Origin of the sequence: Larkinella punicea (assembly GCF_003334855.1) — a bacterium.
Lineage (GTDB): Bacteria > Bacteroidota > Bacteroidia > Cytophagales > Spirosomataceae > Larkinella > Larkinella punicea.
The window spans coordinates 73,713-100,503 of record NZ_QOWE01000029.1; the positions used below are offsets into that span (position 1 = coordinate 73,713).

Consider the following 26,791-nt stretch of genomic DNA (forward strand, 5'->3'; position numbering starts at 1 on the left):
CGATACCAGACTGGCATCGGCTGATTTTCCCGCAAAGATTTTTTCGAGATCAGTGCCGGTAGTGCGCCAGGGCTTCTGTAACGGAGTGAACGTGGAGTTTTTCGTAGATTCGCTTGATGTGCGTCCGCACGGTTTCGATGCTGATGCCGGCTTCGCTGGCGATGAGTTTGTAGCTGAGTCCCTGGGCCAGCAGATCCAGGATTTCCTTTTCACGCGCCGTCAGCCGGGCCATTTCCGGGGTTTCTTTTCCGGATTGCAGTGAAACCAGCACCCGCCGGGCAATGACCGGCGACATGGGAGCCCCACCCTCGTAGACTTGCTGGATGGCACTCAGAATCTCGGCCGGCGGTGTTTTCTTGAGCAGATAGCCCGTCGCCCCGCCTTTCAGCGCATCGAATACCGACTCATCGTCGTCAAAAACCGTGAGCATCAATACCTCGACGTGCGAAAACCGGGTCTGTAGCTTTTGAACGGCCTGAATGCCACTCTGCCCCGGCATACTGATGTCCATCAGGATCACATCCGGCTGGAGTTGCTCCACCTGGTTTTCAATGTTGAGGGTGTCTCCATAAGCGCCCACCGCTTCGTAGCCCTCGCTTCCCTCGATTAGGACTTCCAGAGCCCCACGCAGGGTGACATTGTCTTCGTAAATCAGTACACGGATGGAATCCATTCTCGAATGGGTAGACGTTTGCGAACAAAGTTAATCAGACAAATACTGATATGCCATCCCATATTCATGGGACAGATGGCCTGGAATAAAACCGCAAGAATGCGTATACTCGCTGCATTTTTACGAGTTTGCTCTGTTTTGAAGAAATAGTCCACTCCATGAATAAAACCCGTTGCCATTTCAAGCTACCCAGTGGGCTGTGCCTTTTTTTCATAACGGGTTTTCTGGTAATGCTTTCCTGCCAGACGCCCGATTCGAAACAACTCACCCCGGCTTTTTATTCCTGGCAAACCACCTACAACCTCTCCGCTACCGAACGTCGGTTGCTCGATCAGCTTCAAATCCGGAAGCTTTACCTCCGGTATTTCGACGTGGACTGGGACCCGGCCACCCAATCGGCGGTTCCAAAAGCCGTCGTCCGGTTTGCCCAAAAACCCGTTGGTCTGACCATCGTTCCGGTGGTGTTTATCACAAACCAGACGCTTCTTCGCAGTGATGCTTCGGCCATTCCGGGGCTGGCCGAAAACCTCTTTCGGAAAATCACGCAGATGTCCCGGCAGAATGGCATTCGCAGTCCGGAAATTCAGTTGGATTGTGACTGGAGTGCGGGGAGCCGGGAGCGGTATTTTCACCTGCTCCGGGAACTTAAAACCCGTTTCAAGGGTCCGGTTTCGGCCACCATCCGGCTGCACCAGATCAAGTTTCCGGAACAAACCGGACTGCCGCCCGTCGACCGGGGCATGTTGATGTTTTACAACATGGCCGACTGGAAACGTGCCGAAACCCGCAATTCGATTTATGATCTGGATGTAGCCCAACGGTATACCGACTTTTTGGAACACTATCCTTTGCCGCTGGATGTGGTTCTGCCACTGTTCCGCTGGACGGTGGTTTACCGGAACAACCGGTTTCTGAGCTTGCTCAACAACCTCGATTCCAAAACACTGGCGACGTGTTCCTTTTTGAAACCGGAGACCGAAAACCGCTTCGTGGCCACCCGCGACACCACTGCCCTCGGCTTTTCCATCCGCCGGGGTGACCTCTTCCGAGCCGAAGCCTGCCAAAACGACGATTTGACGGCGGGGAAGCAGCTTTTGCTATCGAAAATTCAAAATCAAAAACTTACATTTGCCCTCTATCATCTCGATTCTACCGTAACATCTTCCTATACCGATGCGTTTCTTCAATCTCTTGTCCGGTCGGCTCCGTAGTGTCCTGCTGTCGGCTGCCATTCTGATCGGCTTTGCCTGTGGCCCCAGTTCGTACGACATCAACGAGTTTATGAGTTTTTTCATGCCGGAAAGCAGTCAAACCGCCCCGCGGGACCAGATTTATCACTTTACGCCACAACTCTACCGGTATGATGATTATTTTGATACGGATGAAGATACGGTCGTAACCGATGAAAACGTGCTGGCGTGGAAAGCCTACAGCCGGGGCAAAGTGTCCGAAACCGAGATTTCTGCCGCCCTCTACAGCCGCGACAACCAGGCGTCAAACGGCCTGGTTCGCTGGGCAACAGCCACCAACCCGGCGGCTTTGACCTACCTGAAACTGGCCTGGCAAGCCGAGGAAGCCGCCCCGCGTCCGGTCAATGTCTGGGAAGCAGATTCGGTTCGTCAGGACACCTCGGGGTCGGTGTTGACGACGCTTCTGGCCGAAGCCCGGACCGGGTTTGAGTCCACGCAGGAGCCGTTTTTGAAAGAGCGTTACGCTTTTCAAGCCGTCAAACTGGCGGCTATGGCAAAGAACTACGCCCTGAGCCGCACACTTTATGACAACCAGGTTCGTCCGTTGTCCAAAAAAACTTTCCTGAGCGACTGGTCGTTGTGCCGTCATGCGGGGGCAACGATGGCGTTGGGTGATACGGCCCAGGCCCTGTATGAATTTGCGCAGGTTTTTGACCGCTGTCCGTCACGCCGTCGCGAAGCCGAAACCAGCCTGCGGATTTACGGCATCCGGTTTCGGAAAAAAACGCTGGATTTTTGCAAAAATGACCGCGAAAAAGCCGCCGTCTACGCCATTTGTGCCATTCAGCCGAAACAGGATGCCTTGCCGTTTTTGAAAGAAATGGCGAGCCTGAACCCCGAAAATCCGTTGATCGAGTTGGTAATGGCGCGGGAAATCAACCGGAATGAGTACTTCTTCTTTCAGGACTCGTCACCCATCAACGTCTATGATGATAAAACGCGGACGGACTCGCTCAATTTCGTGGATCGGAAAAACGAAGCCCCCGATTATTTCCAGCAGCTTCGGGAATTTGCGCTACAGTCGGCCGGGAATACCAAATTGGGAAATCCGGCATTCTGGTACACGGCAACTGCGTATCTGGACTATCTGGCCAAAGCCTATCCTGATGCCAAAACCAACCTCGATCTGGCCAGTCAGCAACCGACCAACAACCCGATGTTGAAAAAGCAGATCGCGTTGCAACAAATGCTTTTGCTTACTGCCCAAACGGAAAGCCTTACGCCGGACGTTGAAACCCAGCTCATTGGCTACCTCGAACAGTTCGGCAATTCGACGAGCTTTCACATGACCAATGCATTTGTCGAAACCTGCAAACAGTTGGCCGTGAAATACGGCTACGGAAAACCCGCTGAAAAAGAATCGGGCGGCTGGCTGTCGGGTTGTTTTCGGTCAAAATCGGACCAGCCGGATGGGCCTTCGACCGCCAAAGCGTTTTTACTCACCGCCCTGACATCGTCGCAACTTAACCGGAATGACCTCTATTTTGACAGCCATTCCGATCTGTACGACATTGAAGATACGACCTCATCCGCCACGATCCGGAACGTCGTGCAGTTTGCGACCCAATCCAACCCTACCGGGTTTGACCAACGGCTGTTGAAACTGACCGGTTTTACCAACGATGCGCTGTATCTGCTTTTGGGAAGACGGTTGCTGGCCGAAAATCAGTATGCGGAAGCCGCCGAAGCCTATGCGAAAGTTTCCCCGAAAACCTGGAACACTGAACCCTTTACGTCGTATTTCAACGAAAATCCGTTCGTCGTTACGCTCCCCGGCAAGCAGCGCGGAACGAAACCCGCCAACGCCTACACCCCGGTTTCATTCCTCAAAAAAATGGTCGACCTGGAAAACCAGGCCAAAACCGCATCGGGTGATGCAGCCGCCGACCTGTATTACCAACTGGGTTGCGGGGCGTTCAATATGAGCTGGTTTGGCAATGCCTGGCTGCTGGTGCGGGCGCGCTGGAGCGGGGCCGAACCGGTTCTTTACCAGTATACCTACCGGCAAGTTCAGCAGCCTCAACGGGATCGCGGGCTTCAATTGGTTGGCGAGCAGGATTATTATACCAATGTAACCGCCAAAGCTTTTTTCGAGAAGGCGATGGCGGCTGCCAAAAACCCCGAACTGGCCGCCAAGGCCTGCTTTATGGCCGCTCGCTGCGAACAAAATGCGTTCCGCACCCGCCAGGAAATTGAATATGCCAGACGCAATTACGCGATCGACCCTAAACCGTTCGATACCGAAATGAAAAACCTGCGTCGGGAGCAATACAGTGCCTCCCTGACCAAACTGGCCAAAGAATATGCGCAAACCCGCTTTCACAAGGAGATGATTCGGGAATGCGCAACCTATTCGGATTTTCTGGCCGGGAAATAACTCAGTTTTTCGAAAACCGCTCGCCAAAGTAGAAATTCAGGCCCACGGTCACAAAGCCCCATTTGTCGGGGCTGTTTTTCCCGTAATGGTTTCCCTCCGTAAATGCCGGGCCGGTGGTTTGCATCACCTGGTTGTTATCGTCCAGGGTGGCATCCAGTTTGTCGGTACGGACGAGATTGAGCCGGACATCCCCGAAAATACTCATCCGGCGCGACAGGGCCGTTGCGCCCCGCAGCCCCACCAGCCAGACCAGTTCGTGGGTGCGTTTAACACCAGCTTTTCCGCGCGCTTCAATTCCGTCGCGCGACCGGTGGCTGCCTGCGTTGTTGGTCACCCGCTGTACCGTTCCGGTGGTTAGATCAATGGCTTCTGCCCGGAAAAACACCAGACCGGCCCCGCCATAGGGTCGAAGTTCCACCAGCTTCTGCCCCTGTTTAAACCATTCCAGTATATCCACCGATACGGCACCAGCTACTTGAATAAACCGTGTTTTGGCACTGGAATGATAGTAGTCATCCTGCTGGGATTGCAACGTTCCCACATCGAAAGGCAATTCAACCGCTACGGTTTTTGTGATGGGAACCAGCAGCGAGGCCCCGGCGAACGGAGTTGATAGGGGGTCTTTCAGATCGCCGTATAACTGATTGAATCCGGCCCGAACCGCGAAGCTCGCGGGTTGCGAAGCCGTCTTAGGCGGAGTTGATTTAGGCTGAGCGAAGGTCTGCAACATGCTCAGGCCGAGCAGAAACAGACTAAAACCGGGGCGTAGTTCTTTTTTCATCCGTCAACAGGTTTATGTGTTTCCCTTAGACGTGAAACCGGTAAAAAAGTCATCCCAATTGCTTTCTTTTGTAATTCGAACCGCAATGGGTTCCTACGCTATGGCCACTTCCCCACCCGTTGACGCTGGATTTGATGGCATTGCTCCCTTTTACGATGCCCTTTCCCGGCTGGTTTTTGGTAATTCGCTTCGAAAAGCCCAAGCTCACTGGCTCGGATCGGTTCCTAAAAAAGCGAATATTCTTGTCCTGGGTGGTGGTTCGGGCTGGCTATTGTCGCGCATTCTGGCGGTTTGCGATCCCAAAACCGTCCTCTACATCGATGCTTCGCCAGTCATGATTTCTTTGGCAAAGAAGGAAGTGAATAACGACAGCCGGGTCGACTTCCGGGTTGGAACCGAAACCGCTATTCGGCCCGGCGACCGGGTTCAGGTACTCTTTACGCCGTTTGTGCTTGATCTGTTTACGGAGGAACGTCTGCAAACCCAGATCCTGCCCCGGCTGCTGACCTGTTTAGACAAGGATGGCTATTGGTTTTGCTGCGATTTCGTTAAACCGGTTTTCTGGTGGCAACGCCTGCTGCTCTGGGGCCAATACCGGTTCTTTCGCACGCTCAGCCGCATCGAAGCAAATCGATTGCCCAACTGGTTGATGCTGTTGAATTCACAACCTTCCCTGCACTCCGGCAAATCACAGCCTTATTTTGGAAGAATGATTCTCAGTGGTTACTGGCAGAAAACCGCTTGGTAAGGCCGGTGCCATAATCGCATCACTTTTTTACAGAATTTCCACATAACCGTCCGTTCCATTCACCCGGATTCGTTGGCCGTCTTTGATCAACCGGGTCGCATTTTCCACCCCGACCACTGCCGGCAAGCCATATTCCCGGGCAATCACGGCTCCGTGGGTCATCAGTCCGCCCACTTCGGTCACCAAGCCTTTGATGGAGACAAACAAGGGTGTCCAGCTCGGGTCAGTAAAGGTCGTGACCAACACATCACCCGCTTCCAGATCCGCATCTTCCAGGTTGAGGACGACTCGTGCCCGCCCCTCGATCAGTCCGGAAGAAACCGCCAGCCCGGCCATCGCTTCGGTTGGAAGATTTTCCCGTCTGTACTGACCCGTGATGATTTCACCCTCGGACGTGATTACCCGCGGGGGCGTTCGTTTTTCATTGATTTCGTGTTCTTCCTTTCGTTGGCGGATGATTTGGAGGTTCAGGGTCTGCGTGCGTACGGCTTCGCGAAACTCTTCAAAAGTGAGGTAGTAGCCGTCTTCTTTTTCAGGAACGACCCCGGCTTGCACGAGTTTTTCCATTTCCTGGAGGAGAGCCTGTTTATACACGAAGTAGCGATTGACCATGCCGTATTTGGGATATTCACGATAACCGATGAAATTCCGGAGCAGGCCGATCATGCGTTTGGTTTCCCGGGCTTTTCGTCTCCCGTCCGGTAATGCCATCAATCTTTCCAATAAATCCTGTTCTTTTTCCATCGCTTCCTGTCGCCCCTGCTCAAATTTCTGCTTGCCGGCTCCGGGTTCAACGTTTTTGATGTTTCCGAGGAGGATGGGGACAAGTTGAGCCGGTTTTTCGCTCCAACGAGCCTTCGAAATATCGATTTCACCGACACAACGCATACCGTATCGGGTAAGGAAAGCCTCGATTGCCTTCCGGGATTCCTGCCCCCCTTCAAAATTCACCAGTTCATCCAAAAAGTGATCGTCTTTTACCCCTTGTAAAAACGCAATGACTTCGGGATACGGACGAATCACATCGGCAACATCCAACAGGGCCAATCCCATTTCTGACGTAATATTGTGAGATACGGACTGGGTGAGCACATCTGCTGCGTTTTTCTCGCCCAGCCACTTCTCCATTTTTTTGTTGATCCAGGCCGTAGCGTAGAGGGCAATCTTGATCACCTCCAAACTTTGCGGACGAAACAACATCTGTCTTAATTGCGGAATATCTTCCCGGATGAAATCGAATAAGGCGGTTCCTGATTTCGCCTGGATAGCTTGCTTCAACGCTGCAATGGAGGTTTGACTCTGTCGTATGAGAGCAGGAACGAGAGCCGGTTTGTTTTCGAATGACGCCAGATAACGCCACGAAAGGTTGTTGTTTATAAATCCCGTGGCCGGTATTTTCCCATTCGGTACCGGTTTGATAAAGTCTTTTCGCCCGGCAATGGTCAACAGAGCGTCTTTGATGAGCAGATCGCCTTGTCCAAAGGTTTCGATCAATTTTTTTCGGCTGTCCGGTGCAGCGAGATGCGGTGTGACGTCCACAAACAACCTTCCGCCCGCTTGATGCATGACGGCACGGGTTGTTAACTGGAAAAAGGAAATGCCCAATGGTTTTAAGGCATCGGTCATCATTTGATTATGACCGACCGATACATAGACGCGCGGGTCGGGCCCGGCATTTCCGGGATTATTTGCTTCCGGAATCGGAAACAGCGTGGTGATGGGCCTGCTTTGAACCACAAAGAATGTGTCATCGACTAACCCCCATTCGATGTCCTGAGGACAGCCGAAATGGGCTTCGATTTTCCGGCCCACACGCTCAAGCTGTAAAATCTGCTCCTCGGTCAACGCCTGCCGGTTCTGACGGTTGGACTCAACCTCCGCTTCCTGCGTACCGCCCGATTTTACGGCATAAACCGCCCGCTTCTTGGTGGAAACCTTTCTGGCAATCAACTGGCCCGCACGAACTTTATAATGGTCGGCATTGACCAGGCCGGAAACCAGGGACTCACCCAATCCGAAGCTGGCATCGATCGACACCACCTTCCGGTTGGAGGAAACCGGGTCAGCCGTAAACAGGATTCCGGCGACATTTGGAAAAATCATTTTCTGAATCACCACCGATAAATAGACTTTTCGGTGGTCGAATCCATTTTGCAGCCGGTACGTAACAGCCCGGTCGGTATACAACGACGCCCAGCAGCGACTGATCGATTTCAGAATGGCTGCCTTGCCAACGGTATTCAGATAGCTATCGTGTTGCCCGGCAAACGAAGCCGTTGGCAGGTCTTCGGCCGTAGCGCTGGATCGAACGGCATACGCATGTTCTTCGCCAAGGTTTTGAAGCTGGCGGGCAATCTCCTTTTCGATCCCGTTCGGAATTGCGGTTTCTTCGATCACCTTCCGGATTTTTGCACTGATTTCGCTAATTCCTATCCGGTTATCTACTTTTAGCAGAGCCAACTGATCGAGCAGTTCCCTCAACGTTTCGCTATGGCCGAAACTATCTTTATAGGCGTCCGTCGTCACACAAAAACCCTCAGGCACCTGCACGTCCTCTATCCGCGACAATTCTCCCAGACTGGCCCCTTTACCCCCAACCACGGCAAGCATTTTTCGGTCAAAATCCTGAAAGTCAAGCAGGTATTTACTTGCATTTTTCATCCCTTTCCTACTCTACAATTTAGTTGGCATTAAGTTTTTGGGTCGTTGCCTTCATGATGTCGATGGCCTTTAAAAAGTAGGCTTCAATAATTTTGATTTCCTCGTTTGAAAAGGAAGCCAGCAATTTTTCCGACTCGCTTCGGAATTCGGCATAGAGCGGGACTAAAAGCGCCATGATGGTGGCAGTGTTCGGTACGAGAATGACCTTGCGCCGGTCGTCTTGGGCAAATTGTCTTTTAATGAGGTTTTTCTTTTCAAAGCGGTCGATCAAGCCGGTAACCGCGCCCGTCGTCAGGCCCGTTAACGTGGCCAGTTCTCCGGCTGTCATCTGCCCTTTTTCAATAAAAAATCCCAGGTATTTATGGTCCGTTCCCGACAGACCAGCCTTTCGGGCAACGGCTTCGTGCATCTGAATTGAGGTATAGGCATACAGTTGGCTCAGTTTTCGGATGGGTCGGATTGCGTCTTCTTCTTGCATATTATCTTATTAACTAATTATCTTATTGGCAAAGATAATTAGTTTCCTGCAAAGTTTCAAACTCATTTGGGCAGGCTTGGCGCATGCGCACAAAAAAAGCCAGCCCGTTTATCACAGGCTGGCTTCCCAAATCTAGGTTTGTTTCTTATTTTACTTCTTCAAACGGCACATCCGAAACGTTGTCCTGGCCGGTTGGCTGACCAGTCTGTCCGTTGGGTTGGCCGCCGTTACCTGCGAAACCGTCGGTCGGGTTGGGGCCTTGCGCACCGCCCGTGGCGTTATAGAGTTCCTGCGAAGCGGCTGCCCAGGCAGCATTCAGTTTTTCCACACCCGCGTCGATTGCGGCTGCATCGCGGCTGCTGTGGGCTGAACGCAATTCGCTCAACGCACCTTCAATGGCGGTTTTGTTGCCTTCCGACAATTTATCGCCGTATTCTTTCAACTGCTTCTCGGTTTGGAAAATCAGCGAGTCTGCCTGGTTGATTTTCTCAATCACTTCCCGTTCTGCTTTGTCAGAAGCTTCATTGGCTTTGGCTTCTTCGCGCATCCGGTTGATTTCGTCATCGCTCAAACCGCTCGAGGCTTCAATCCGGATTTTCTGCTCTTTGCCGGTTCCTTTGTCGCGGGCGGTTACGTGCAGAATACCGTTGGCGTCGATGTCGAACGTCACTTCAATCTGCGGAATACCACGCGGGGCCGGTGGAATACCGTCGAGGTGGAATCGTCCGAGTGAGCGGTTTTGGCTCGCCAGGGGACGTTCGCCCTGCAAAATATGGATTTCAACGCTCGGCTGATTGTCGGAAGCCGTTGAGAACGTTTCTGATTTTTTGGTCGGAATGGTCGTATTGGCGTCGATCAGACGGGTCAAAACACCACCCATCGTTTCAATCCCCAGCGACAGCGGAATCACATCCAGCAGAAGGACATCTTTCACTTCACCGGTCAATACACCACCCTGAATGGCAGCACCAACGGCTACGGCTTCATCGGGGTTCACGCTCTTCGACGGTTTCCGTCCGAACAGTTTCTCCACTTCGTCCTGCACTTTCGGAATCCGGGTTGACCCACCGACCAGAATGACCTCGTCGATCTGGCTAGCCGAATACCCGGAGTTTTTCAACGCCCGGCGGCAGGGTTCCAGACTCCGCTGAATCAGCGAATCGGCCAGTTGCTCGAATTTCGCACGGCTCAACGTCCGCACCAGGTGTTTGGGAATACCGTTTACCGGCATAATGTACGGCAGGTTGATTTCCGTCGAGCTAGAGCTGGACAGTTCTACCTTCGCTTTTTCAGCCGCTTCTTTCAACCGTTGCAACGCCATCGGATCCTGCCGCAAGTCGATGTTTTCGTCGTTTTTGAACTCCTGTGCCAGCCAGTCGATAATTACCTGATCGAAGTCATCACCACCGAGGTGCGTATCACCGTCGGTCGATTTTACTTCAAACACGCCATCGCCCAGTTCCAGGATGGAAATATCGAATGTACCACCACCGAGGTCAAACACGGCAATTTTCATGTCCTGCTGCTTCTTGTCCAGGCCGTAGGCCAGAGCAGCCGCTGTCGGTTCGTTGATGATCCGCTTGACATCCAGACCGGCAATTTGACCGGCTTCTTTGGTTGCCTGACGTTCGGCATCGTTGAAGTAGGCCGGTACGGTAATAACGGCTTCCGTAACGGTTTGGCCCAGATAGTCTTCGGCGGTCTGCTTCATTTTTTGCAGAATCAGGGCCGAAATTTCCTGTGGTGTATATTGACGATCGCCAATCCGGACGCGGGGCGTGTCATTCGGACCCCGTTCGACCGTGTAAGCGACGGTTTTGATTTCGTTCTGAACTTCATTGAAACGTTTCCCCATGAACCGTTTGATCGATGAAATCGTGTTCTTGGGGTTTGTGATGGCCTGGCGTTTGGCCGGATCACCGACCTTGCGTTCGCCGTTGCCATTGTCCATAAAGGCCACCACCGATGGAGTGGTCCGACGGCCTTCGCTGTTGGCAATGACCACCGGCTCGTTGCCTTCCATGACAGACACGCACGAGTTGGTTGTTCCTAAGTCAATTCCTATAATCTTTCCCATGATACTTTTACGAATGTCTTGCTTTTAGTCTTTTGACAAACTACAAATGCCTAATGAACAAGACCTATGCCAGCTCATTCAATTGCCCCAAAACGTGACAGATTGACAGCTAAAGCTGACTGAATGGCTTTACTGAATGAAATTCTCCGGCGTTTTCTGACAGGATGTAAACTGGTAGTGAGTCCGCCAGTGTACGTACTGGCAGGATCATTGGTAAATCCCCCAACTCCCTGAAAGTGGCTTTTCACTACCTGTTTTTTGCTCCTTTCAGGGGTTGGGGTATTCCCATTATTTACCAAACAAACCGCCCAGCAAACCACCCAGTCCGCCACTGTTCGACTGGTTTTGCTGGGTGTTATTACCTCCACCCATAAAACCGCCCGCAACGCGCATCAAATCGCTCATATCCAGTTTGCCATCGGCCATGGCCGAGCTGGCCGCTCCCATCCAATCGACGCCCTGATTGCCGGTTGCCGCTCCCAGAATCTGATTCCCATCGACACTCGAATCATTCGGGTCCCGGGATTTATTCATCAGTTTGCTCAACACCATCGGCACCACCATCGTCGCAATCGACATCGCCATCTGGGGGGAAATCCCCAGTTTTTGCATCAGGTTTTGCTGCACATTCTGCTCCACGCCCTGAGTAACCGGGCTTTGCTGCACATTGGCCCCATTGCCCTGACCGGTTACCATGCTCAGCAGGTCACTCAGATTACCGCCCTGGGCCTGTTGCTGTAGGCCGCCGAGAATACCGCTCGAAATGGCCTGCATGGCATCTTCATTCTGATGATTCGGTATGGCGGGATTGTTGATGACCGCATCGCCCGACTGCTGGCGAATGAGGTTCATAAGGGTTTCCATCATGATCGTACGTGTTTTGAGTGGTTAAAAAATACTATGAAGCACCGGACTGAGCAGGTTATACTGTTTCTTTGTAATAACTTCCCGGTACGGAATCAGTTTAATTGAGACGCAATTATTTACGGATTGTAACAATGCCGCCCCAAGAATCTACCCCCGAATTTTCCCTGTCTGATTTGCTGACCGACCTGTTTTATCCCGGCGAATCCGACGAACCCGTTGACTATGTGGCGTATACCGTTACTTTTGAACCGCCGTTGACTGTCAGCCAGGTAAAGGATTTGTTACTGATTACGCCGGAAATTTACGTTGAGGAGATCCCGGAAGACGGTTTTTGGGAACCGGTTGTTACCGATCAGGCGTGGTATGACGAGGACGAAAAGAAAAGAACTGCCCGGTTTATCGAACTGCAAAAAACCGTTCAGGCTGTCCTGAGCGATCGTCAGGTGTTCCGGGTTGGCGAAAACGAAGTGGGTTTGTATTTACTCGGACGCAAAGCGGACGGGTGCTGGGCCGGATTGAAGACGCTGGTAGTAGATACCGCTTTCTAAAAAAAGCAGGCAGCCCTCACCGGCTGCCTGCTGACTATTTATTTCACAGTTTCAACAACGGCTTTGAAAGCCTCGGGGTGGTTCATGGCCAGATCAGCCAGTACCTTTCTGTTTAATTCAATACCGGCTGAGTGAATTTTTCCCATCAGGGCCGAGTAGGAAACACCGTGCAGACGCGCGCCGGCGTTGATCCGCTGAATCCAGAGAGCGCGGAAATCGCGTTTCTTCTGGCGACGGTCGCGGAATGCATAAACGAGGCCTTTTTCAACCGCGTTTTTCGCTACCGTCCAAACATTTTTACGACGACCAAAGTACCCTTTGGCCAATTTCATTACTTTCTTGCGACGCGCCCTGGAGGCTACGTGGTTCACTGAACGTGGCATTTTTGATTTTTTTTGTTTTTGACAACAGGCGACAAAAATCAATTAAAAATTAAGAAAGAAAAGTTAAAAATAGGCCTGAACACCGCAGTATTCGAAAACCGGTTTTCACTTTTAATTTTTAACTTTTAACCTTTAACTGCACTTGAAAGGCCTGAGATCGGGTTGAACATGAAACCGCGCGGAGAATCCGCGAAAGTGGGCGTTGCTTACGCCAGGTTGAGCATAACCTTGATCCGACGCTCATCTCCTTTGAAAACCAGCGCATCGTGAACCAGGTTCCGCTTGCGTTTGGTCGACTTTTTCGTCAGGATATGGCTGTGGAAGGCATGCTTCCGTTTGATTTTGCCGGTACCAGTCAGCTTGAAACGCTTCTTGGCGCCCGAATTGGTTTTAACTTTTGGCATTGCTTTAAACAGAAATGTTGCTGATTGTGAAACAGGCCGCAAAGATAGAAAAAAAAAGGGAGAAAAGGAACAAGGGAGGACGGGAAGAATGGCAGGAAAGGATGGCTGTATTCGCTCCTTTCCTGCCATTCTTCCCGTCCTCCCTTGTTCCTTTTTCTTTATTTTTTCACCTGAACCACCTTCGGTGCCAGGAACATACTCATCCGCTTGCCTTCCAGTTTGGGTTCAGCCTCAACGCGGCCGATGTCTTCCAACCCTTTGGCAAACCGCTGTAGCAGTTCAACACCCCGCTCTTTGAAGACGATGGAACGCCCGACAAACTGGACGTAAGCCTTCACCTTCGAGCCTTCTTTCAGGAAGTTAATGGCGTGTTTCAATTTAAATTCAAAATCGTGGTCGTCGGTGTTCGGGCCGAACCGGATTTCTTTGATAACGACTTTCTGAGCCTTCGCCTTGATTTCTTTCTGCTTCTTCTTCTGTTCGTATTTGAACTTCGAGTAGTCGACAATCCGGCAGACGGGCGGCACGGCGTTGGGGGAAATTTCGACCAGGTCGAGGGCCTGCGACTTGGCCAGGTCAAGGGCCTGCTGAATGTCGTAAACGCCCTGTTCGACGTTTTCACCAACTACCCGAACCGAACGGGCTAGAATACGGCCGTTGATCCGGTAAGGTTCTTCGACCACACGCGGTGGGCGCATGGGTCTGCGCTGTAATGCCATAGATAATATTTAGAGTTGAAAATGGGTCCGCTGTTGCGGGTGATTACGTGCCTATAACGTAATGTGTATTATAAAGTTTCCCGTAAAATACGCATTTTGAGCATTCGGAGCAAGAAAATGAGGTTAATGAACCATTTACCGGGCGTAATGAATAGCGGAAAACCGTTTGGTCTGTTCATTATCCCCGGTAAATGGTTCATTTATTTCATCAAACTGCCTTCGCTACGGGCTTGATTTCATTCTGAAAAAACGCCACAAATTCGGCAATGGTCATCGATCCAATGTCGCCTTCGCCTTTCCTGCGAACCGAAACAAGCCCTTCGGCCTGCTCTTTTTCGCCCAGAATCAGCATGAATGGCACTTTGTTCAATTCCGAATCCCGGATCTTGCGACCGATCTTCTCATCGCGGTGATCGACGTACCCCCGAATGTCGCTTTCCTGCAAAGTTAGGAAAACTTCGTTGGAATAGTCCTCATATTTCTCCGAAATTGGCAAAACGGCAATTTGGTCGGGCGACAGCCAGAGCGGGAAGTTGCCCCCCGAGTTCTCGATCAGGATCGCAATAAACCGTTCCATCGAACCAAACGGCGCACGGTGAATCATCACCGGCCGGTATTTCTGGTTGTCGGAACCGGTGTATTCCAGTTCAAACCGTTCGGGCAGGTTGTAGTCGACCTGGATGGTTCCCAACTGCCATTTGCGACCCAGGGCGTCCCGAACCATGAAATCCAGCTTGGGACCGTAGAAAGCCGCTTCACCCAATTCGGTTACGGTTCTCAGGCCCCGTTCGGCCGACGCTTCGATGATGGCCGATTCGGCTTTTTCCCACAGTTCATCCGAACCAATGTATTTCTGCCTGTTTTCGGGATCACGCAACGAAATCTGGGCGCTGTAATCGTCGAAACCGAGCGATTTGAAAACGTACAGCACCAGATCAATGACTTTGATAAACTCCTCTTTCACCTGATCCGGGCGACAGAAAATATGCGCATCGTCCTGCGTAAAACCGCGAACCCGGGTCAACCCGTGCAGTTCACCGCTTTGTTCGTACCGATAAACCGTGCCAAACTCCGCCAGCCGCAAGGGCAAATCCCGGTAGGAACGTGGCTTGGTTTTGTAAATTTCGCAGTGGTGCGGGCAGTTCATGGGTTTCAGTAGAAACTCCTCGCCCGCTTCCGGCGTCAGAATGGGCTTGAACGAGTCTTCACCGTATTTCTCCCAGTGGCCCGACGTCACATACAGTTGCTTCGACCCGATGTGGGGCGTTACAACCTGCTGATAACCCGCCCGAACCTGTGCTTTCCGCAGGAAATTCTCCAGCCGTTCGCGCAGCATCGTTCCTTTTGGCAACCACAGCGGCAAACCGGCACCGACTTTTTCCGAAAAAGCAAACAGTTCCAGTTCCTTGCCCAGTTTCCGGTGGTCGCGTTTTTTGGCTTCCTCCAGCAGGTGCAGGTAATCGTCCAGTTCTTTCTGTTTCGGGAACGTGACGGCATAGACGCGGGTCAGCATCTTGTTCTTCTCGTCGCCCCGCCAGTAAGCACCGGCCACGTTCATCAGCTTCACGGCTTTGATAAAACCGGTATGCGGAATGTGCGGTCCCCGGCAGAGATCGGTGAAGTTGCCCTGGGTGTAGAACGAGATCGTTCCGTCTTCGAGCCGTTCCAGCAGGTCGAGTTTATAAGGATCGCCTTTCTTTTCAAAATAAGCGACGGCTTCGGCTTTGCTGATCGGCTGGCGGATAAACTCCTGTTTCTGCCGCGCCAGTTCAAGCATTTTGTCTTCCACCTTCTTGAAATCCTCCTGCGAGAAATGCTGCCCATTCAGATCGACATCGTAATAGAAGCCTTTCTCGATCGGCGGCCCGATTCCGAACTGGATGCCCGGATACAGTTCTTCCAGGGCTTCGGCCAGCAAGTGGGCGGACGAATGCCAAAATGTCGCTTTTCCTTCGGTATCGTTCCACGTCAAAAGGGTAACCGCTGCATCCGTTGTGATGGGGCGCGTGGCATCCTGCACGGTGCCATTCACCTTGGCAGCCAATACATTGCGCGCCAGCCCTTCGCTGATGCTCAGGGCGATTTCCAGACTGGTTACTCCGTTGGGATACTCCCGGACACTGCCGTCGGGCAGTGTAATGCGAATTTGGTCACTCATTTTTATAAAGTTTATCAGTGGTACTCAATCGGCACTTGTTATTAATGATCAATGTAAAATGAGAAATAGTGAATGTAAAAGTATTGGACATTCGCTGTTGCCCCTAATCCCCTAAAGGGGACTTGGACGCAGAACCCTCTGGATGCTAAAAGTCCCCTTTAGGGGATTAGGGGCAACATACGAATGTCCTAAAGTAGTCAGGATGAATTCAATTTTACATTCAGTATTTATCATTTTACATTTTAAATTCCATATTAAAACCTCTTCAATTTCTGGTTGAATCGCGGCTAAATCGGGATCGGGGCTGAATCATCATGACGCGGACGCGCGTGGTGTCGAGCACCTGACCGGGGCGGGTTGGCGCAACGGGGCTTTCTGTGTACGGAATATCGGTCGCATCGCCATACATTTTTCTCTTCTGCACCCGCCAGTAGCCATAATACGCCTGCTGATCGGCGGCATTCTCCTGCATGGCTAACGCATATTGTTTACCGGCTTGTTCCCACTCCCGGAATTGTTCATAGCACATGGCGATGTAATAATGGATGCGCGGAAACTGCGGAGCCTGTTTCACCACCTGATCGAAGTGCTGCAAAGCCTGCGCCATGTTCCGCAGTTTCATCATCACCAGACCCGATTGAAAATGCGCCTGCACCATCGTGGGGTCCAGTCGCAGGGCTTTCTGGTAAAAAAAGTAGGCACTGTCGGACGCAGCCGTCTGCTGGTAAATATGGCCGAGGGCATACAGCAAACCGGGGTCGTTCGGGAAGTAACCCGCGCCCCGCTTGTTGTAGGCAATGGCCGTCGCATAATCGCCCCGCACGGAATGGATGATCGACAACTGCACATACGGTTCCAGAAACCGGGGTTTCAGCGTCAACGCCCGTTTGTAAAACGTAACCGCCCGGGTGGTATCTCCCGATTTGGCCGCCACCAGACCGTTCAGGTAAAACGCTTCGCCTTCGTAGGGCGCCATTTGCAGGGCTTTCACGAGGTAAAACCGGGCGCGGTCCAACTGCTTTTCGTGCTGGAGCAAATCCCCGATGGCAATGTATAATTCCGGCGTGTTGACGCCCAACCCTTCGGCCCGCAACGCGCTTTCCAGTCCGTCGTCATACAACTGTTTTTTTCGCAAAACCTGCGCCTTCACAAAGTGATACCGCCCCTCATTGTTTTCCCGTTCGAGGGCTTCGTTGATGTCGGCCAGGGCTTCATCGGTTTTTCCGAGATCCATATAAAGTGCCGCGCGTTTGGCATAGGCCGAGGCCGGGCCACTTTGGTTAATCGCCCGCGTCAGGGCTTCCAGGGCGGCCTGGTTGCGGATGTCGGCCGAATTTTCGGGCACAGCGGGAATCCGGGTCTGCCGGCGGTCGTCGTCGGAACAGGCCACTAGAAAACACACACCAATCAGACACCAGAGGCTACAGAACTTGCCCATTCTAATTCCCGGAAATCAGGATGGACTGCCGCTTCCGAAATACCGGATGGCCAGACAGCCCAGTTCGTTTCCAACTGCAAATATAGGTCATTCGATGGAAGAAAACCGATAAAATACGCCCAGGGGCAGGCGTTTGGCAAAACCGTCGCTGAGATACAATTCGCCAAATTCGGTGTTGGGACGCTCGCCAAAATGGGCTTTCATGAGGTTTTCCAGAATCAGCGCGGAAAAACCGAGGGAGTAGAGATTGATGATCAAAAAATACTGTTGCTTGTCCAGCAATTCGGCGCAAACCTGCAACAATTCATTGAGGTGTTCTTCCAGCAGCCACTTCTCGCCTTCCGGTCCGCGCCCGTAGGCCGGTGGGTCCAGAATCAAGCCGTGGTAGGTATTGCCGCGACGGACTTCCCGTTTCACAAACTTCAGCGCATCTTCCACCACCCAGCGGATGTTGTCGAGTCCGCTGGCTTCCATGTTTTCCCGCGACCAGGTGATCACCTGCCGAACGGCATCGACGTGGGTCACCTGCGCGCCAGCCTGCCGGGCCGACAACGACGCAGCTCCGGTATAGGCAAACAGGTTCAGAATACGCGGTTTTTCAACGGGTAGAGCCGATACGTTCCGGTGAATAAACGGCCAGTTGACGGCCTGTTCCGGGAAAATTCCGACGTGTTTAAACGACGAAAGCGAGAGTTTGAAAGTCAGATCCAGGCCTTGTTGCTGATACGGAATGAACCATTTCTCGTCCATTTTGGCGTTTAGCACCCACTCCCCTTTTTCCTGCGATCCCTTGTCTTTTTTGAAAACCGCATGGGCCCGGTTTTGCCATTCCGCATCGCTCAGTGACTTGGGCCAGATGGCCTGCGGTTCCGGGCGGCTGAGCACAATGGAGCCAAAGCGTTCGAGTTTTTCAAAACCGCCCGTGTCGATTAATTCATAGGAAGACCAGCTTTCGGGGGTAAGCAGCGTCAGACGGTTGTTACTCATGAGCCCAGGGCTAAAATACACTCAAATTCGTTGACGCTGACCGGAACGACGGACAGCCGCGACTGCCGGATCAGCAACAGATTCTGCAACAGCGGTTCCGCTTTGATCTGCTGTAGTGAAACCGGTTTCGAAAGCCGGGTGACGGGTTCGAGTTCCACCACCACCCACCGCGGATCTTCCGGAATGGTCGGATCGGGATAGGCTTCGTGGCTCACTTTGGCCAGTCCGACCACTTCCTTGCCCGCCACACTGTGGTAAAACAGCACCGGATCGCCCAGGCGCATCGAAGCGAGGTTGTTGCGGGCCTGGTAGTTGCGTACACCATCCCACACGGCTTTGCCCTGCTGAATGAAATCGTCCCACGAATACGCGTCCGGTTCGGACTTAACGAGCCAGTAGTTCAAAGCGTTGGAGTATTAAATGGTTTGATGGTTAAAATGGCTGGAACGGGTCGCAGACGGTTTAATAGTCATCGAATTCGTCGCCGTATTTGGACCCGAACTCGTCGTGCGAATGGTCTTCGTCCAGCCCTTTGAATTTCAGGCCTTTCTTAATGATGGAAATCTGCCCGGAGTGGTACGTATCGTGGTTGATGATGCCGTGCAGCATATCGTAGTACGTATAATCTCTACCGGGAACGATGTCTTCCAGAAATTCATCATCGTCGCGTTTGTCGAGTTCGTTGATCAATTCTTCCTGACTCAGGCTCAGTTCCATTTGCAGGGCTTCCCACTCAAAATCGTCGATGACCTGAAACGAACCGAAATTTTTCTCCGGCGTCTTGATGTCGAAATCCTTGTCTCCCTGCATTTTTTTGACGCAAAAAATCCGCCAGCTCGTCATGTGGAAGACCAGTTCGGCGATGGAATGCGTGTTGGGCGTCAACCGGTGACCCGCCATTTCGGGAGAAACGCCACTCAGCACTTCCACCAGCGAAGGCCCGTGCCAGGCTTCTTCCCCTTCGTAGGTTGTGTTGAGCAGGTCAATGATTCGTATCAATTCGTCGTTCTGTACCATTGGAATCGTGTTGTAAATGAGCGGAGGGCCTGAGTCCTCTTTCGGTTCTTTCGGCAAAGGTAAAAGGGTTTGTTATTTTTTCATTGTGTTACTCCCCGATTCTATCCCAAAAAAAAGATATAACTTATTGAAGAATGTGCATGAAAAGGCACTTTTTCCCACTCCTGACAATAATACAAGTCCGACTTCTGAATCCGGTTCATCTCCTAAAATCAATCCAATATTTTTTTAGGATGGATTGATTATAAACTAATGGTGAAAATCAAATAAAAGTAAAGTTACCCCTTGACATTTGTATGGACAATCAATAGTTTTGAATCATTGAGCGATTGCTCAGTTATTATTACTCAAAGGGTCAGCCTCCTCTTTGTGTTCAATAAATAGTTCACGATTTCTGTGCTATCAACTTATGAACACCAATCGTCACACCGACGAGGAGCTGGTACGGTATTACCTTGCTACCCAACAAAGCGACTATTTTGGTCAACTCTACAAACGTTATTCAAACAAGGTATACCGCCGGTGTTTGACCATTACCAAAGACCCCATCGATGCGGAAGATTTCACGCAGGACATTTTCATGCGGGTTTTGTCCGGACTACACAATTTTAAGGAAAAATCCACCTTCTCGACCTGGCTCTACACGGTTTCGACCAACTATTGCATGGATCGCATGAAAATGGGCCGTCGGCGGAGCGACTGGGTCGAACTGGATCACGAGATCGTCAAGACCCTGGCCGAAACCAACGACTACGCCGGGATGGAAGAACGTTATCAGCTTGTGGATCTGATTCTGGAAAAAATCGCCCCTAGCGAGTCGATGTATTTGCGAATGAAGTATGAAGACAACATGAACATCCGGGAAATGGCAATACTACTACAGGTTAAAGACAGTGCCGTCAAAATGCGGCTAAAACGCGTACGGGATAAAGTAAAAGATATACTCATTTTTTATCAATTGAATTGATTCAGATAACCGGATAAAATCGCCTGAAACTGTCTGGTTATTAGGCGATTTTATCCGGTTATTTTTTTTCGATTACGCTAATGTTTCCGCTGCCTTCGAGGTAGCATTTTTTCACATTGTGGTAATCGTCAACGCCGTTTTCCCGCAGGATGCTGATCAATTCGTCTTCCGTGATCATCTCCCGTTTCATGTTCTGGCGCATCAACTGACCGTCTTTCACCAATAAGATGGGTTCGGGTTCCACGATTCTTTTCAGAAGAACGGATTGATAACCCAACCAGTCGATTGTATAATCCCAGAAAACCAGCGTTCCGACCAGAAACAAACCCTCCGTCACGGATTCATACGGCCCGGCCATCGCGTTCTGTGCGGCATCCGAAATCATCGTAATGAGCAGCAAGTCACTGAGATTCAGTTGCCCGGTGCCACGCCTGAAAAACCGCAGGTATAAAAAGATAAACCAATACGTCAGCGTGCCGCGCACCATCATTTCCAAAACAGAGGTTGTGGGGATAAAGACTGAATGCCAGTCAACGCCAATTAGTTTTTCCATAGCTTGCAACAGATTTGAATTCTGAAACGGATCTGCGACGGAAAGTAGCGGAAATACGGCAGCAAATTGAGCGTTTGGCCCCCCAAATTGATTCAGGTTTTGACAGTTTTTAATTTTCGGTGTAACTTCACGCCATGAAGCTTATTCACATTCGTACGGCATCGTTAGCGGCCATCATCGTTGTCACGGCTCTGAGTCGTTTGTTACCTCACCCGTATAATTTTACACCCATTGCTGCCCTGGCCCTGTTTGGCGCGGCCACCTTTGAGCGCAAATGGCTCGGGCTGGCCATTCCGCTGGTCGCCATGCTGCTGAGTGACCTCTTCATCGGTTTCCACAGCGGGATGATGAGCGTCTACAGTGCCTTTACCGTAATCTGGTTGCTGGGCATTGTTCTGTTACGAAAAATCACCATGGGTCGGGTGCTAACCGCTTCCCTCCTGTCCTCAGCGCTGTTTTTTCTGATCACCAATTTTGCGGTCTGGTACGGCAGCTCGTTCTACCCGCAAACGCCCCAGGGCCTGCTGGCCAGTTATGCCGCCGGTCTGGCGTTCTACAATGGCCAGTCGTTTTTTCTGAATGCTGTGCTGGGCGACCTGACCTTCAGCACGGTTTTATTCGGCAGTTATTACCTCTTACAACGACAGTTTCCGGTTTTCAGGCTAGCCCGATAAATTCAGTCATCCTATCGATTCCCTAAAAGACCTGTAAGCTTTCAAACCTTGCAGGTCTTTTTTTAGTGATAATACACCGACTCAACCAACTTCCTATCCATCATGTATACCTCCAAACGGGTTCGTTTTCACCATATTTTTCCGTTCGCCTGGCGCTCGGTTCTGTTCTTTCTCGGGTATTCCACCCTCATCTGTCTGCTCTACGTCATGGCGGGCTGGCAATGTCTGGCCATCCCTTTTCTGCCCATCGGCCTGATCGGAACCGCTGTCGCGTTCTACGTGGGTTTCAAAAACAATTCTTCTTACGAACGGCTGTGGGAAGGACGCCGGATCTGGGGTAGTCTGGTGAACGTCAGCCGGTCGTGGGCCATCATGGCACTGGATTATGTCACCAATCTGAACGCCACCGAGCCGGTTTTGGAACAGGAACTGAAAACCATTCACCAAAGTCTGGTCTACCGCCAACTGGCTTTTCTGAACGCCCTGCGGCTCCAGCTTCGGCGACGCACGGTTTGGGAAGCCTGCGTAGGGGCCGAGCATACCCTGATCGAACGCATCGAAGCCTTTCGCCTGCACCAGTTGGATGAAGACCTGGCCCCGTTTTTAGCCGCCGAAGAAGTGGAATTTATCACCAAGCGTCAGAATGCCGCCACGCACCTGATCCGCAACCAATCCGCCCAACTCAAAGAACTGCGGGCCAAAGGACTGATTTCGGAGTACTACCACGCTGAAATGGAACGCTTGCTGGTCGAATGTTACAACCAGCAGGGCGCCTGCGAGCGGATCAAAACATTTCCCTTTCCCCGCCAGTACGCCTTTTTCAGCTACGTCTTCATCTGGCTTTTCGTCCTGATTCTGCCCTACGGTTTGCTCGGCGAAATGGCCAAACTGGGCGACTGGTACATCTGGCTCACCATTCCATTCTACACCCTGATCTCCTGGGTGTTCAACACGATGGAAATCATTGGCGACACCAGCGAAAACCCGTTTGAAAACAGCATCAACGACGTTCCGATGACGGCCATCTGCCGCAATGTGGAGATCGATTTGCGCGAAATGCTGGGCGAAACCAAGCTGCCGGAGCGTATGCAGGCGGTGGATAATATCATGCTCTAGACGGCACCAGCGGGGAATTCACCGGCGGAAAACAATAAACGGGGGCGGTTTTCAGTTTTATCGACAAGTGTAGAACGAATATGTGTCGCCGATTCCTGCCCATCGTACTTGTATTGATTTTTTGCGTCGGATTGAAGCCTGCGTCGGTTGTGTCGCCCAGCGATCACTACGGCCAGATCGATTACTACGCACGTAATGCTCCGGACTCCTATGCCCGCAGCATTACCAGTTTGTCGGACTACCTGACGGCTCCCGCCCGCACGGATATGGACAAAGTTCGGGTGATTTATGCCTGGATGGTTTCCCACATCCGCTACGATCTGGAGGCCGTTCACAACCGGAGTTCCCAGAAATATTATTCCGAATTTGAATACGCCAACCGGGTTCTGCGCCAGCGAAAAGGGCTCTGCACCGGCTATGCGCTGTTGTTCAAATACCTCCTGAAACGGGCGGGCGTTCAGGCCGTCAACATCCGGGGGTATGCCCGCACGGAGGACAAGGAAGCAGGACGACCCGTTGCGGTGGTCGACCACGAATGGAATGCCGTCAACATTGAGGATGAGTGGTTTTTGCTGGATTTAGCCTGGGCCGTTACCACCGCTTCGGAAGGCGCTGGCAGCAATGATTTTTATTTCCTGACGCCACCAGAAGTGTTTGTTTCCCAGCATTTTCCGACAGATCCCCGTTGGCAGTTTCTGGATCAGCCGCTCAGCAAGAGTGAATTCGACCGGTTTCCGAAACTCTATGATCCGTATTTTCAATTGGGATTTGGGCCTGACTTCCCGCGAAACGGCCAGATCCGGGCGCAGGGAAAAGCGGAACTGACGCTGCAAAACGAACAGGCGCTGGAATACCTCTGCACGGTTAGCCGTTTTGGACAATCGAAGGGGTCAGAAGTTCCCGTTAAGGTGGCTCGCTATGGCAATCAGCACCAGTTGCAGTTCAATGTCCCGATCCGGGGCTGGTCGACGCTGCATATTTTTGCCCGCTCCCGGGGCAATGCCCGCGTAAAGAAATACGACTGCATCGCGTCGTTTTCGATCTATAATTCGTGAAGAGAATAAAGAAGATAGGCAAGAGAGGTTAGATCAAAACAAGATGTTTCCCCGGTCTCTATTCTCTTGTCTAATCTCTCTTGTCTATTCTATCTATCTCAAAAAAATCCGCAGATTTCGGAACGCATCCATGCGGGCGTAGCTTTTTTCGTGCATCACCACCGTCGATTCCGGGCCTTCGATAATTGCCGGTCCCGACAAGGTGTCTTCGGCACGAATACCGGCGCGGTCGTAGATCGGGCAACCGCAGGGGGTCAGATCCTTTTCATAATACACCGAACGGTAGCCTTTCAGGGCGTGAAAATCTCCCGTCCGCTGGGTGGAGTTGTAATAGCCCGCCCGTTGCATTGCCGCCGGAATTTGCCATTCCGGGTCATTTTCGGCCAATACGAGCAGATACCCCAATGCCGACGACACCCCGGCTCCCACCGGCACCACCACCTGCTTGATCCCCAACAGCCGGGCAATTTCACAGGCATGAACCGGTCCGGCACCACCAAATGCCAGCAGGCTATACGTCTCCAGTTCAGCGGTATGCGCCCCGGTCAACTCCCGGATTTGGAACGCCAGATTCGCGTCAACGCCGTTGGATACGCGCATGGCGGCTTCCTCCACCGAAATATTGAGCGGAGTCGCCAGGTGTTCCTGAATGGCCTTTTTGGCCAAATCCACTTTGAGTGGAATGGCCCCATACAGAAAATAATCTTTATTCAGAAAACCCAACACCAAATCCACATCCGTCAACGTCGGCAGCGTGCCGCCCCGGCCAAAGCAAGCCGGCCCCGGCCCCGGTGTAGCATGTTCGGCGAGCAGAACGGGTTCTTTTTCTTCATTCAACCCGATGTAGCTATTGCCGCCCATGTCGAAACTACGCACCTGGCTTTCCAGTGATTGATCCAGTGAATCCATCGAAGTGGCCGATAGTTCGTTCTGTAGGGAGACAAATGACGACGATCCGCCAATTCGCAGTACCACGAGGTTTTTCTGCCCGATCTGGTTTCCAAAATACCGCCCGGTCATGAGTCCCCCAATGCGGGGTGACATGATGGATTCGGGATTTTCCACCGCTTCATCAATGGGGAGCAAACGCCCGTGGCTGGTTACCAGCCGAATTGGCGTTGACCACCCGGCTGCCAGCAGTTTCTCTTCCAGATTCCGGGCACAGGTGATGGCCATGGACGGCGGCATTTGTACGCTCATCCCCACTACCAGGGCCTCCACCACCGCCGGATCTACCTTTTTCTCCGCCATGAAATACCCGATTTCCTCCACCAGACGCTCGGTTGAATCATGAATGGTGGTGGGGATTTTCTTGATGGATAGCCGGCCTGCGTCGTCCATCAACACAAAATCCGTAAACGTTTCTCCCAAATCAATGCTAAAACGGTAACGACTCATGGTAGTCTTTTTGGCTATGAGAAACGATTCTATTTCGAGGTGATGCGCATGTCCGTGATTCGCCACCGGCCGTCCGGGTCTTTTCGCAGTTGACTGGTGACCGAAGCCGAACGGGATGCCGAACCAGTGGTTTCCGCAGGAATATACGAGTAGACCTCAACAGATTGAGCGGTATTTTCGTTGATTTCCAGTTTCCGGACGCGGTAATGCTGGTACTTTATTTTCCCGCCCGAAGCCTGGTATTCCGCCGGTGTTTTCCGGCTGCCGTCCGAATCGGTAATTTTTGCCTCTTCCGTGAACCAGGTTGCCACACTGCCGGCTGTGCCCGAACCGGGATTTAAAACGGCCATGCGGCTTTTGAGCAATACCAGAATCGAATCCCGCTCCGGATACAGTTTCGTGGTCGTGGTGCGGGTTTCCGTCCGACGCAAACGCCGTTGCGTGTCCTCTTTTGCCTGGTTTGGCGTCGTTTGCTGGGCTACGGCGGATGCCGAAAACCCCACTCCCAACACGAGTGTCAACAGTTGTAGTTTCATTTGTTTTCGTTTTCGTCGCTCAAAAGTAAAGTTTTTCTGCTAATCGAAACGTATTACAATGCGCTTCCACAATGTCGGCGATTCGGGGGGAATAACCGCCCCCCATCGAAACCACGATCGGCAAGCCTTCTTTGCGGGCTTGCTCAAAGACAAACTCGTCGCGCTGTTTACAGCCTTCACGGGTCAGGTTCAGCTTCCCAAGCCGGTCGGATTTCAACACATCGACGCCGGAAATATAAAACAGAAAATCGGGCTTTTGTTCTTTTAACAGACGGGGCAAGGTTTCGGCCAACTGAGTCAGGTAGTCTCCGTCGGTCATTCCGGTCGGCAACGCCACGTCCAGATCCGACTGTTCCTTGTGCAGCGGGTAGTTGTCTTTGCCGTGCATACTGAAGGTAAAAACTCTCGGCTCCTGCCGAAAAATAACCGCCGTTCCGTTGCCCTGGTGTACATCCAGGTCGATAACCAGCACTTTCTGAGCGAGTTGCTGATCCAGTACATACCGGGCCGCCACGGCTACATCGTTCAAAAGGCAAAACCCTTCACCCCGATCCGGAAAGGCGTGGTGGGTGCCGCCGGCAATGTTGAGGGCAATGCCGGCCTGTAAGGCAATCAGACTGCAATCGATGGTTCCCTGCGTAATCATCCACTCCCGCTGAATTAATTCTTCTGACAGCGGGAAACCGATCCGGCGCACCATAACCGGCGGAACACGCAGCGTTTTTAACTGGCGGACATAGTCGGAAGTATGAACCGCCAGCACCCAGCGATCATCGACCAGACCGGGGGAAAAAAAGTTGGCAGGCCGGCATGTTCCTTCATACAGCAACTGATCATGAATCAATTCATATTTCGACATCGGAAAGCGGTGGCCTTCGGGTAGCGGGTGTCGGTAAATAGGATTATAAGCAATTTTCAACATCCAT

The 26,791-nt window shown here is 51.9% G+C and carries 26 protein-coding genes; 8 read left to right on the forward strand and 18 right to left on the reverse strand.

Annotation, left to right across the window (positions count from 1 at the left end; genetic code table 11):
* Positions 1–49: 49 nt before the first annotated feature.
* A complete protein-coding gene (locus DUE52_RS27620) occupies positions 50–673 on the reverse strand; it encodes a response regulator (protein WP_114409327.1) in 624 nt (207 codons plus the stop codon).
* A 158-nt stretch (positions 674–831) separates the two neighbouring features.
* On the opposite strand from DUE52_RS27620, the gene DUE52_RS27625 reads away from it, so the two are divergent.
* Both DUE52_RS27625 and DUE52_RS27630 read left to right on the forward strand, forming a co-directional pair.
* Positions 832–1,884: a hypothetical protein gene (locus DUE52_RS27625; protein ID WP_114409328.1), complete on the forward strand. Its 1,053-nt coding sequence runs from the start codon at positions 832–834 to the stop codon at positions 1,882–1,884.
* On the forward strand, positions 1,847–4,300 hold the full coding sequence (locus DUE52_RS27630) for a hypothetical protein (protein ID WP_133299964.1): 2,454 nt from the start codon (positions 1,847–1,849) through the stop codon (positions 4,298–4,300). Before DUE52_RS27625 ends, DUE52_RS27630 begins: the two co-directional genes overlap by 38 nt.
* A 1-nt stretch (position 4,301) precedes the next feature.
* Here DUE52_RS27630 and DUE52_RS27635 read toward each other — a convergent pair whose 3' ends face one another.
* Entirely contained in the window at positions 4,302–5,081 is a 780-nt protein-coding gene (locus DUE52_RS27635; protein ID WP_114409330.1) for a hypothetical protein, read from the reverse strand.
* 85 nt (positions 5,082–5,166) lie between these two features.
* On the opposite strand from DUE52_RS27635, the gene DUE52_RS27640 reads away from it, so the two are divergent.
* Entirely contained in the window at positions 5,167–5,829 is a 663-nt protein-coding gene (locus DUE52_RS27640) for a class I SAM-dependent methyltransferase (RefSeq protein ID WP_165841049.1), read from the forward strand.
* Positions 5,830–5,856: 27 nt separating this feature from the next.
* Here the strand turns inward: DUE52_RS27640 and ppsA are convergent, their stop codons facing one another.
* The 4 genes from ppsA to DUE52_RS27660 all read right to left on the reverse strand — a co-directional run bounded on the left by ppsA (position 5,857) and on the right by DUE52_RS27660 (position 11,912).
* Entirely contained in the window at positions 5,857–8,490 is a 2,634-nt protein-coding gene (gene ppsA, locus DUE52_RS27645) for a phosphoenolpyruvate synthase (protein WP_114409332.1), read from the reverse strand.
* A 19-nt stretch (positions 8,491–8,509) separates the two neighbouring features.
* The gene (locus DUE52_RS27650) at positions 8,510–8,968 is read right to left on the reverse strand and encodes a MarR family winged helix-turn-helix transcriptional regulator (RefSeq protein WP_114409333.1); all 459 of its coding nucleotides are present in this window, start codon (positions 8,966–8,968) and stop codon (positions 8,510–8,512) included.
* Between the two features lie 145 nt (positions 8,969–9,113).
* The gene (gene dnaK / locus DUE52_RS27655) at positions 9,114–11,045 is read right to left on the reverse strand and encodes a molecular chaperone DnaK (protein WP_114409334.1); all 1,932 of its coding nucleotides are present in this window, start codon (positions 11,043–11,045) and stop codon (positions 9,114–9,116) included.
* A 288-nt stretch (positions 11,046–11,333) separates the two neighbouring features.
* On the reverse strand, positions 11,334–11,912 hold the full coding sequence (locus DUE52_RS27660; RefSeq protein ID WP_114409335.1) for a hypothetical protein: 579 nt from the start codon (positions 11,910–11,912) through the stop codon (positions 11,334–11,336).
* A 131-nt stretch (positions 11,913–12,043) separates the two neighbouring features.
* On the opposite strand from DUE52_RS27660, the gene DUE52_RS27665 reads away from it, so the two are divergent.
* Positions 12,044–12,460, forward strand: coding sequence for a nuclease A inhibitor family protein (locus tag DUE52_RS27665; RefSeq protein ID WP_114409336.1), 417 nt, complete (start codon positions 12,044–12,046; stop codon positions 12,458–12,460).
* A 38-nt stretch (positions 12,461–12,498) separates the two neighbouring features.
* Here the strand turns inward: DUE52_RS27665 and rplT are convergent, their stop codons facing one another.
* The 8 genes from rplT to DUE52_RS27705 all read right to left on the reverse strand — a co-directional run bounded on the left by rplT (position 12,499) and on the right by DUE52_RS27705 (position 19,566).
* Complete coding sequence (gene rplT, locus DUE52_RS27670; RefSeq protein ID WP_114409337.1) at positions 12,499–12,843, reverse strand: 50S ribosomal protein L20; 345 nt, start codon at positions 12,841–12,843, stop codon at positions 12,499–12,501.
* Between the two features lie 206 nt (positions 12,844–13,049).
* Positions 13,050–13,247: a 50S ribosomal protein L35 gene (gene rpmI / locus DUE52_RS27675; protein ID WP_114409338.1), complete on the reverse strand. Its 198-nt coding sequence runs from the start codon at positions 13,245–13,247 to the stop codon at positions 13,050–13,052.
* 158 nt (positions 13,248–13,405) lie between these two features.
* Positions 13,406–13,966 carry a translation initiation factor IF-3 gene (gene infC, locus DUE52_RS27680; protein ID WP_114409339.1) on the reverse strand — a complete coding sequence of 187 codons (561 nt, stop codon included), beginning with the start codon at positions 13,964–13,966 and terminating at the stop codon, positions 13,406–13,408.
* A 208-nt stretch (positions 13,967–14,174) separates the two neighbouring features.
* A complete protein-coding gene (gene thrS / locus DUE52_RS27685; RefSeq protein WP_114409340.1) occupies positions 14,175–16,124 on the reverse strand; it encodes a threonine--tRNA ligase in 1,950 nt (649 codons plus the stop codon).
* 265 nt (positions 16,125–16,389) lie between these two features.
* The gene (locus tag DUE52_RS27690) at positions 16,390–17,562 is read right to left on the reverse strand and encodes a tetratricopeptide repeat protein (protein ID WP_114409341.1); all 1,173 of its coding nucleotides are present in this window, start codon (positions 17,560–17,562) and stop codon (positions 16,390–16,392) included.
* An 87-nt stretch (positions 17,563–17,649) separates the two neighbouring features.
* Positions 17,650–18,549, reverse strand: coding sequence for a class I SAM-dependent methyltransferase (locus DUE52_RS27695; RefSeq protein ID WP_114409342.1), 900 nt, complete (start codon positions 18,547–18,549; stop codon positions 17,650–17,652).
* Positions 18,546–18,953, reverse strand: a complete 408-nt coding sequence (locus DUE52_RS27700) for an EVE domain-containing protein (RefSeq protein WP_114409343.1) — start codon at positions 18,951–18,953, stop codon at positions 18,546–18,548. Before DUE52_RS27700 ends, DUE52_RS27695 begins: the two co-directional genes overlap by 4 nt.
* 58 nt (positions 18,954–19,011) lie before the next feature.
* Positions 19,012–19,566, reverse strand: a complete 555-nt coding sequence (locus DUE52_RS27705) for a DinB family protein (RefSeq protein WP_114409361.1) — start codon at positions 19,564–19,566, stop codon at positions 19,012–19,014.
* A gap of 409 nt (positions 19,567–19,975) precedes the next feature.
* Here DUE52_RS27705 and DUE52_RS27710 point away from each other — a divergent pair, with 409 nt between their 5' ends.
* Positions 19,976–20,533 (forward strand): RNA polymerase sigma factor, encoded by a 558-nt coding sequence (locus DUE52_RS27710; RefSeq protein WP_114409344.1) that lies wholly within the window; start codon positions 19,976–19,978, stop codon positions 20,531–20,533.
* Between the two features lie 58 nt (positions 20,534–20,591).
* Here DUE52_RS27710 and DUE52_RS27715 read toward each other — a convergent pair whose 3' ends face one another.
* A complete protein-coding gene (locus tag DUE52_RS27715; protein WP_114409345.1) occupies positions 20,592–21,086 on the reverse strand; it encodes a DUF421 domain-containing protein in 495 nt (164 codons plus the stop codon).
* 134 nt (positions 21,087–21,220) lie between these two features.
* Between DUE52_RS27715 and DUE52_RS27720 the strand changes: the two genes are divergently transcribed.
* The 3 genes from DUE52_RS27720 (at position 21,221) to DUE52_RS27730 (ending at position 23,931) form a co-directional block, all read left to right on the forward strand.
* The gene (locus DUE52_RS27720; protein WP_114409346.1) at positions 21,221–21,760 is read left to right on the forward strand and encodes a DUF6580 family putative transport protein; all 540 of its coding nucleotides are present in this window, start codon (positions 21,221–21,223) and stop codon (positions 21,758–21,760) included.
* A gap of 102 nt (positions 21,761–21,862) precedes the next feature.
* Entirely contained in the window at positions 21,863–22,876 is a 1,014-nt protein-coding gene (locus DUE52_RS27725; RefSeq protein WP_114409347.1) for a bestrophin family protein, read from the forward strand.
* An 80-nt stretch (positions 22,877–22,956) separates the two neighbouring features.
* Positions 22,957–23,931: a transglutaminase domain-containing protein gene (locus DUE52_RS27730; protein WP_114409348.1), complete on the forward strand. Its 975-nt coding sequence runs from the start codon at positions 22,957–22,959 to the stop codon at positions 23,929–23,931.
* 93 nt (positions 23,932–24,024) lie between these two features.
* Here the strand turns inward: DUE52_RS27730 and DUE52_RS27735 are convergent, their stop codons facing one another.
* Genes DUE52_RS27735 through DUE52_RS27745 form a run of 3 tightly spaced genes read right to left on the reverse strand, consistent with a single transcriptional unit; the run spans position 24,025 to position 26,787 of the window.
* Positions 24,025–25,329: a hydantoinase/oxoprolinase family protein gene (locus tag DUE52_RS27735; protein ID WP_114409349.1), complete on the reverse strand. Its 1,305-nt coding sequence runs from the start codon at positions 25,327–25,329 to the stop codon at positions 24,025–24,027.
* A 29-nt stretch (positions 25,330–25,358) separates the two neighbouring features.
* A complete protein-coding gene (locus DUE52_RS27740) occupies positions 25,359–25,865 on the reverse strand; it encodes a hypothetical protein (protein WP_114409350.1) in 507 nt (168 codons plus the stop codon).
* Between the two features lie 19 nt (positions 25,866–25,884).
* Positions 25,885–26,787 (reverse strand): histone deacetylase family protein, encoded by a 903-nt coding sequence (locus tag DUE52_RS27745; protein WP_114409351.1) that lies wholly within the window; start codon positions 26,785–26,787, stop codon positions 25,885–25,887.
* Positions 26,788–26,791: the final 4 nt, after the last annotated feature.

Bases quoted from the DNA above. Each gene is read 5' to 3' on its own strand.
- DUE52_RS27620 (WP_114409327.1), bottom strand. From the start codon at position 673: ATGGATTCCATCCGTGTACTGATTTACGAAGACAATGTCACCCTGCGT.
- DUE52_RS27625 (WP_114409328.1), top strand. From the start codon at position 832: ATGAATAAAACCCGTTGCCATTTCAAGCTACCCAGTGGGCTGTGCCTT.
- DUE52_RS27630 (WP_133299964.1), top strand. From the start codon at position 1,847: ATGCGTTTCTTCAATCTCTTGTCCGGTCGGCTCCGTAGTGTCCTGCTG.
- DUE52_RS27635 (WP_114409330.1), bottom strand. From the start codon at position 5,081: ATGAAAAAAGAACTACGCCCCGGTTTTAGTCTGTTTCTGCTCGGCCTG.
- DUE52_RS27640 (WP_165841049.1), top strand. From the start codon at position 5,167: ATGGGTTCCTACGCTATGGCCACTTCCCCACCCGTTGACGCTGGATTT.
- ppsA (WP_114409332.1), bottom strand. From the start codon at position 8,490: ATGAAAAATGCAAGTAAATACCTGCTTGACTTTCAGGATTTTGACCGA.
- DUE52_RS27650 (WP_114409333.1), bottom strand. From the start codon at position 8,968: ATGCAAGAAGAAGACGCAATCCGACCCATCCGAAAACTGAGCCAACTG.
- dnaK (WP_114409334.1), bottom strand. From the start codon at position 11,045: ATGGGAAAGATTATAGGAATTGACTTAGGAACAACCAACTCGTGCGTG.
- DUE52_RS27660 (WP_114409335.1), bottom strand. From the start codon at position 11,912: ATGATGGAAACCCTTATGAACCTCATTCGCCAGCAGTCGGGCGATGCG.
- DUE52_RS27665 (WP_114409336.1), top strand. From the start codon at position 12,044: ATGCCGCCCCAAGAATCTACCCCCGAATTTTCCCTGTCTGATTTGCTG.
- rplT (WP_114409337.1), bottom strand. From the start codon at position 12,843: ATGCCACGTTCAGTGAACCACGTAGCCTCCAGGGCGCGTCGCAAGAAA.
- rpmI (WP_114409338.1), bottom strand. From the start codon at position 13,247: ATGCCAAAAGTTAAAACCAATTCGGGCGCCAAGAAGCGTTTCAAGCTG.
- infC (WP_114409339.1), bottom strand. From the start codon at position 13,966: ATGGCATTACAGCGCAGACCCATGCGCCCACCGCGTGTGGTCGAAGAA.
- thrS (WP_114409340.1), bottom strand. From the start codon at position 16,124: ATGAGTGACCAAATTCGCATTACACTGCCCGACGGCAGTGTCCGGGAG.
- DUE52_RS27690 (WP_114409341.1), bottom strand. From the start codon at position 17,562: ATGGGCAAGTTCTGTAGCCTCTGGTGTCTGATTGGTGTGTGTTTTCTA.
- DUE52_RS27695 (WP_114409342.1), bottom strand. From the start codon at position 18,549: ATGAGTAACAACCGTCTGACGCTGCTTACCCCCGAAAGCTGGTCTTCC.
- DUE52_RS27705 (WP_114409361.1), bottom strand. From the start codon at position 19,566: ATGGTACAGAACGACGAATTGATACGAATCATTGACCTGCTCAACACA.
- DUE52_RS27710 (WP_114409344.1), top strand. From the start codon at position 19,976: ATGAACACCAATCGTCACACCGACGAGGAGCTGGTACGGTATTACCTT.
- DUE52_RS27715 (WP_114409345.1), bottom strand. From the start codon at position 21,086: ATGGAAAAACTAATTGGCGTTGACTGGCATTCAGTCTTTATCCCCACA.
- DUE52_RS27720 (WP_114409346.1), top strand. From the start codon at position 21,221: ATGAAGCTTATTCACATTCGTACGGCATCGTTAGCGGCCATCATCGTT.
- DUE52_RS27725 (WP_114409347.1), top strand. From the start codon at position 21,863: ATGTATACCTCCAAACGGGTTCGTTTTCACCATATTTTTCCGTTCGCC.
- DUE52_RS27730 (WP_114409348.1), top strand. From the start codon at position 22,957: ATGTGTCGCCGATTCCTGCCCATCGTACTTGTATTGATTTTTTGCGTC.
- DUE52_RS27735 (WP_114409349.1), bottom strand. From the start codon at position 25,329: ATGAGTCGTTACCGTTTTAGCATTGATTTGGGAGAAACGTTTACGGAT.
- DUE52_RS27740 (WP_114409350.1), bottom strand. From the start codon at position 25,865: ATGAAACTACAACTGTTGACACTCGTGTTGGGAGTGGGGTTTTCGGCA.
- DUE52_RS27745 (WP_114409351.1), bottom strand. From the start codon at position 26,787: ATGTTGAAAATTGCTTATAATCCTATTTACCGACACCCGCTACCCGAA.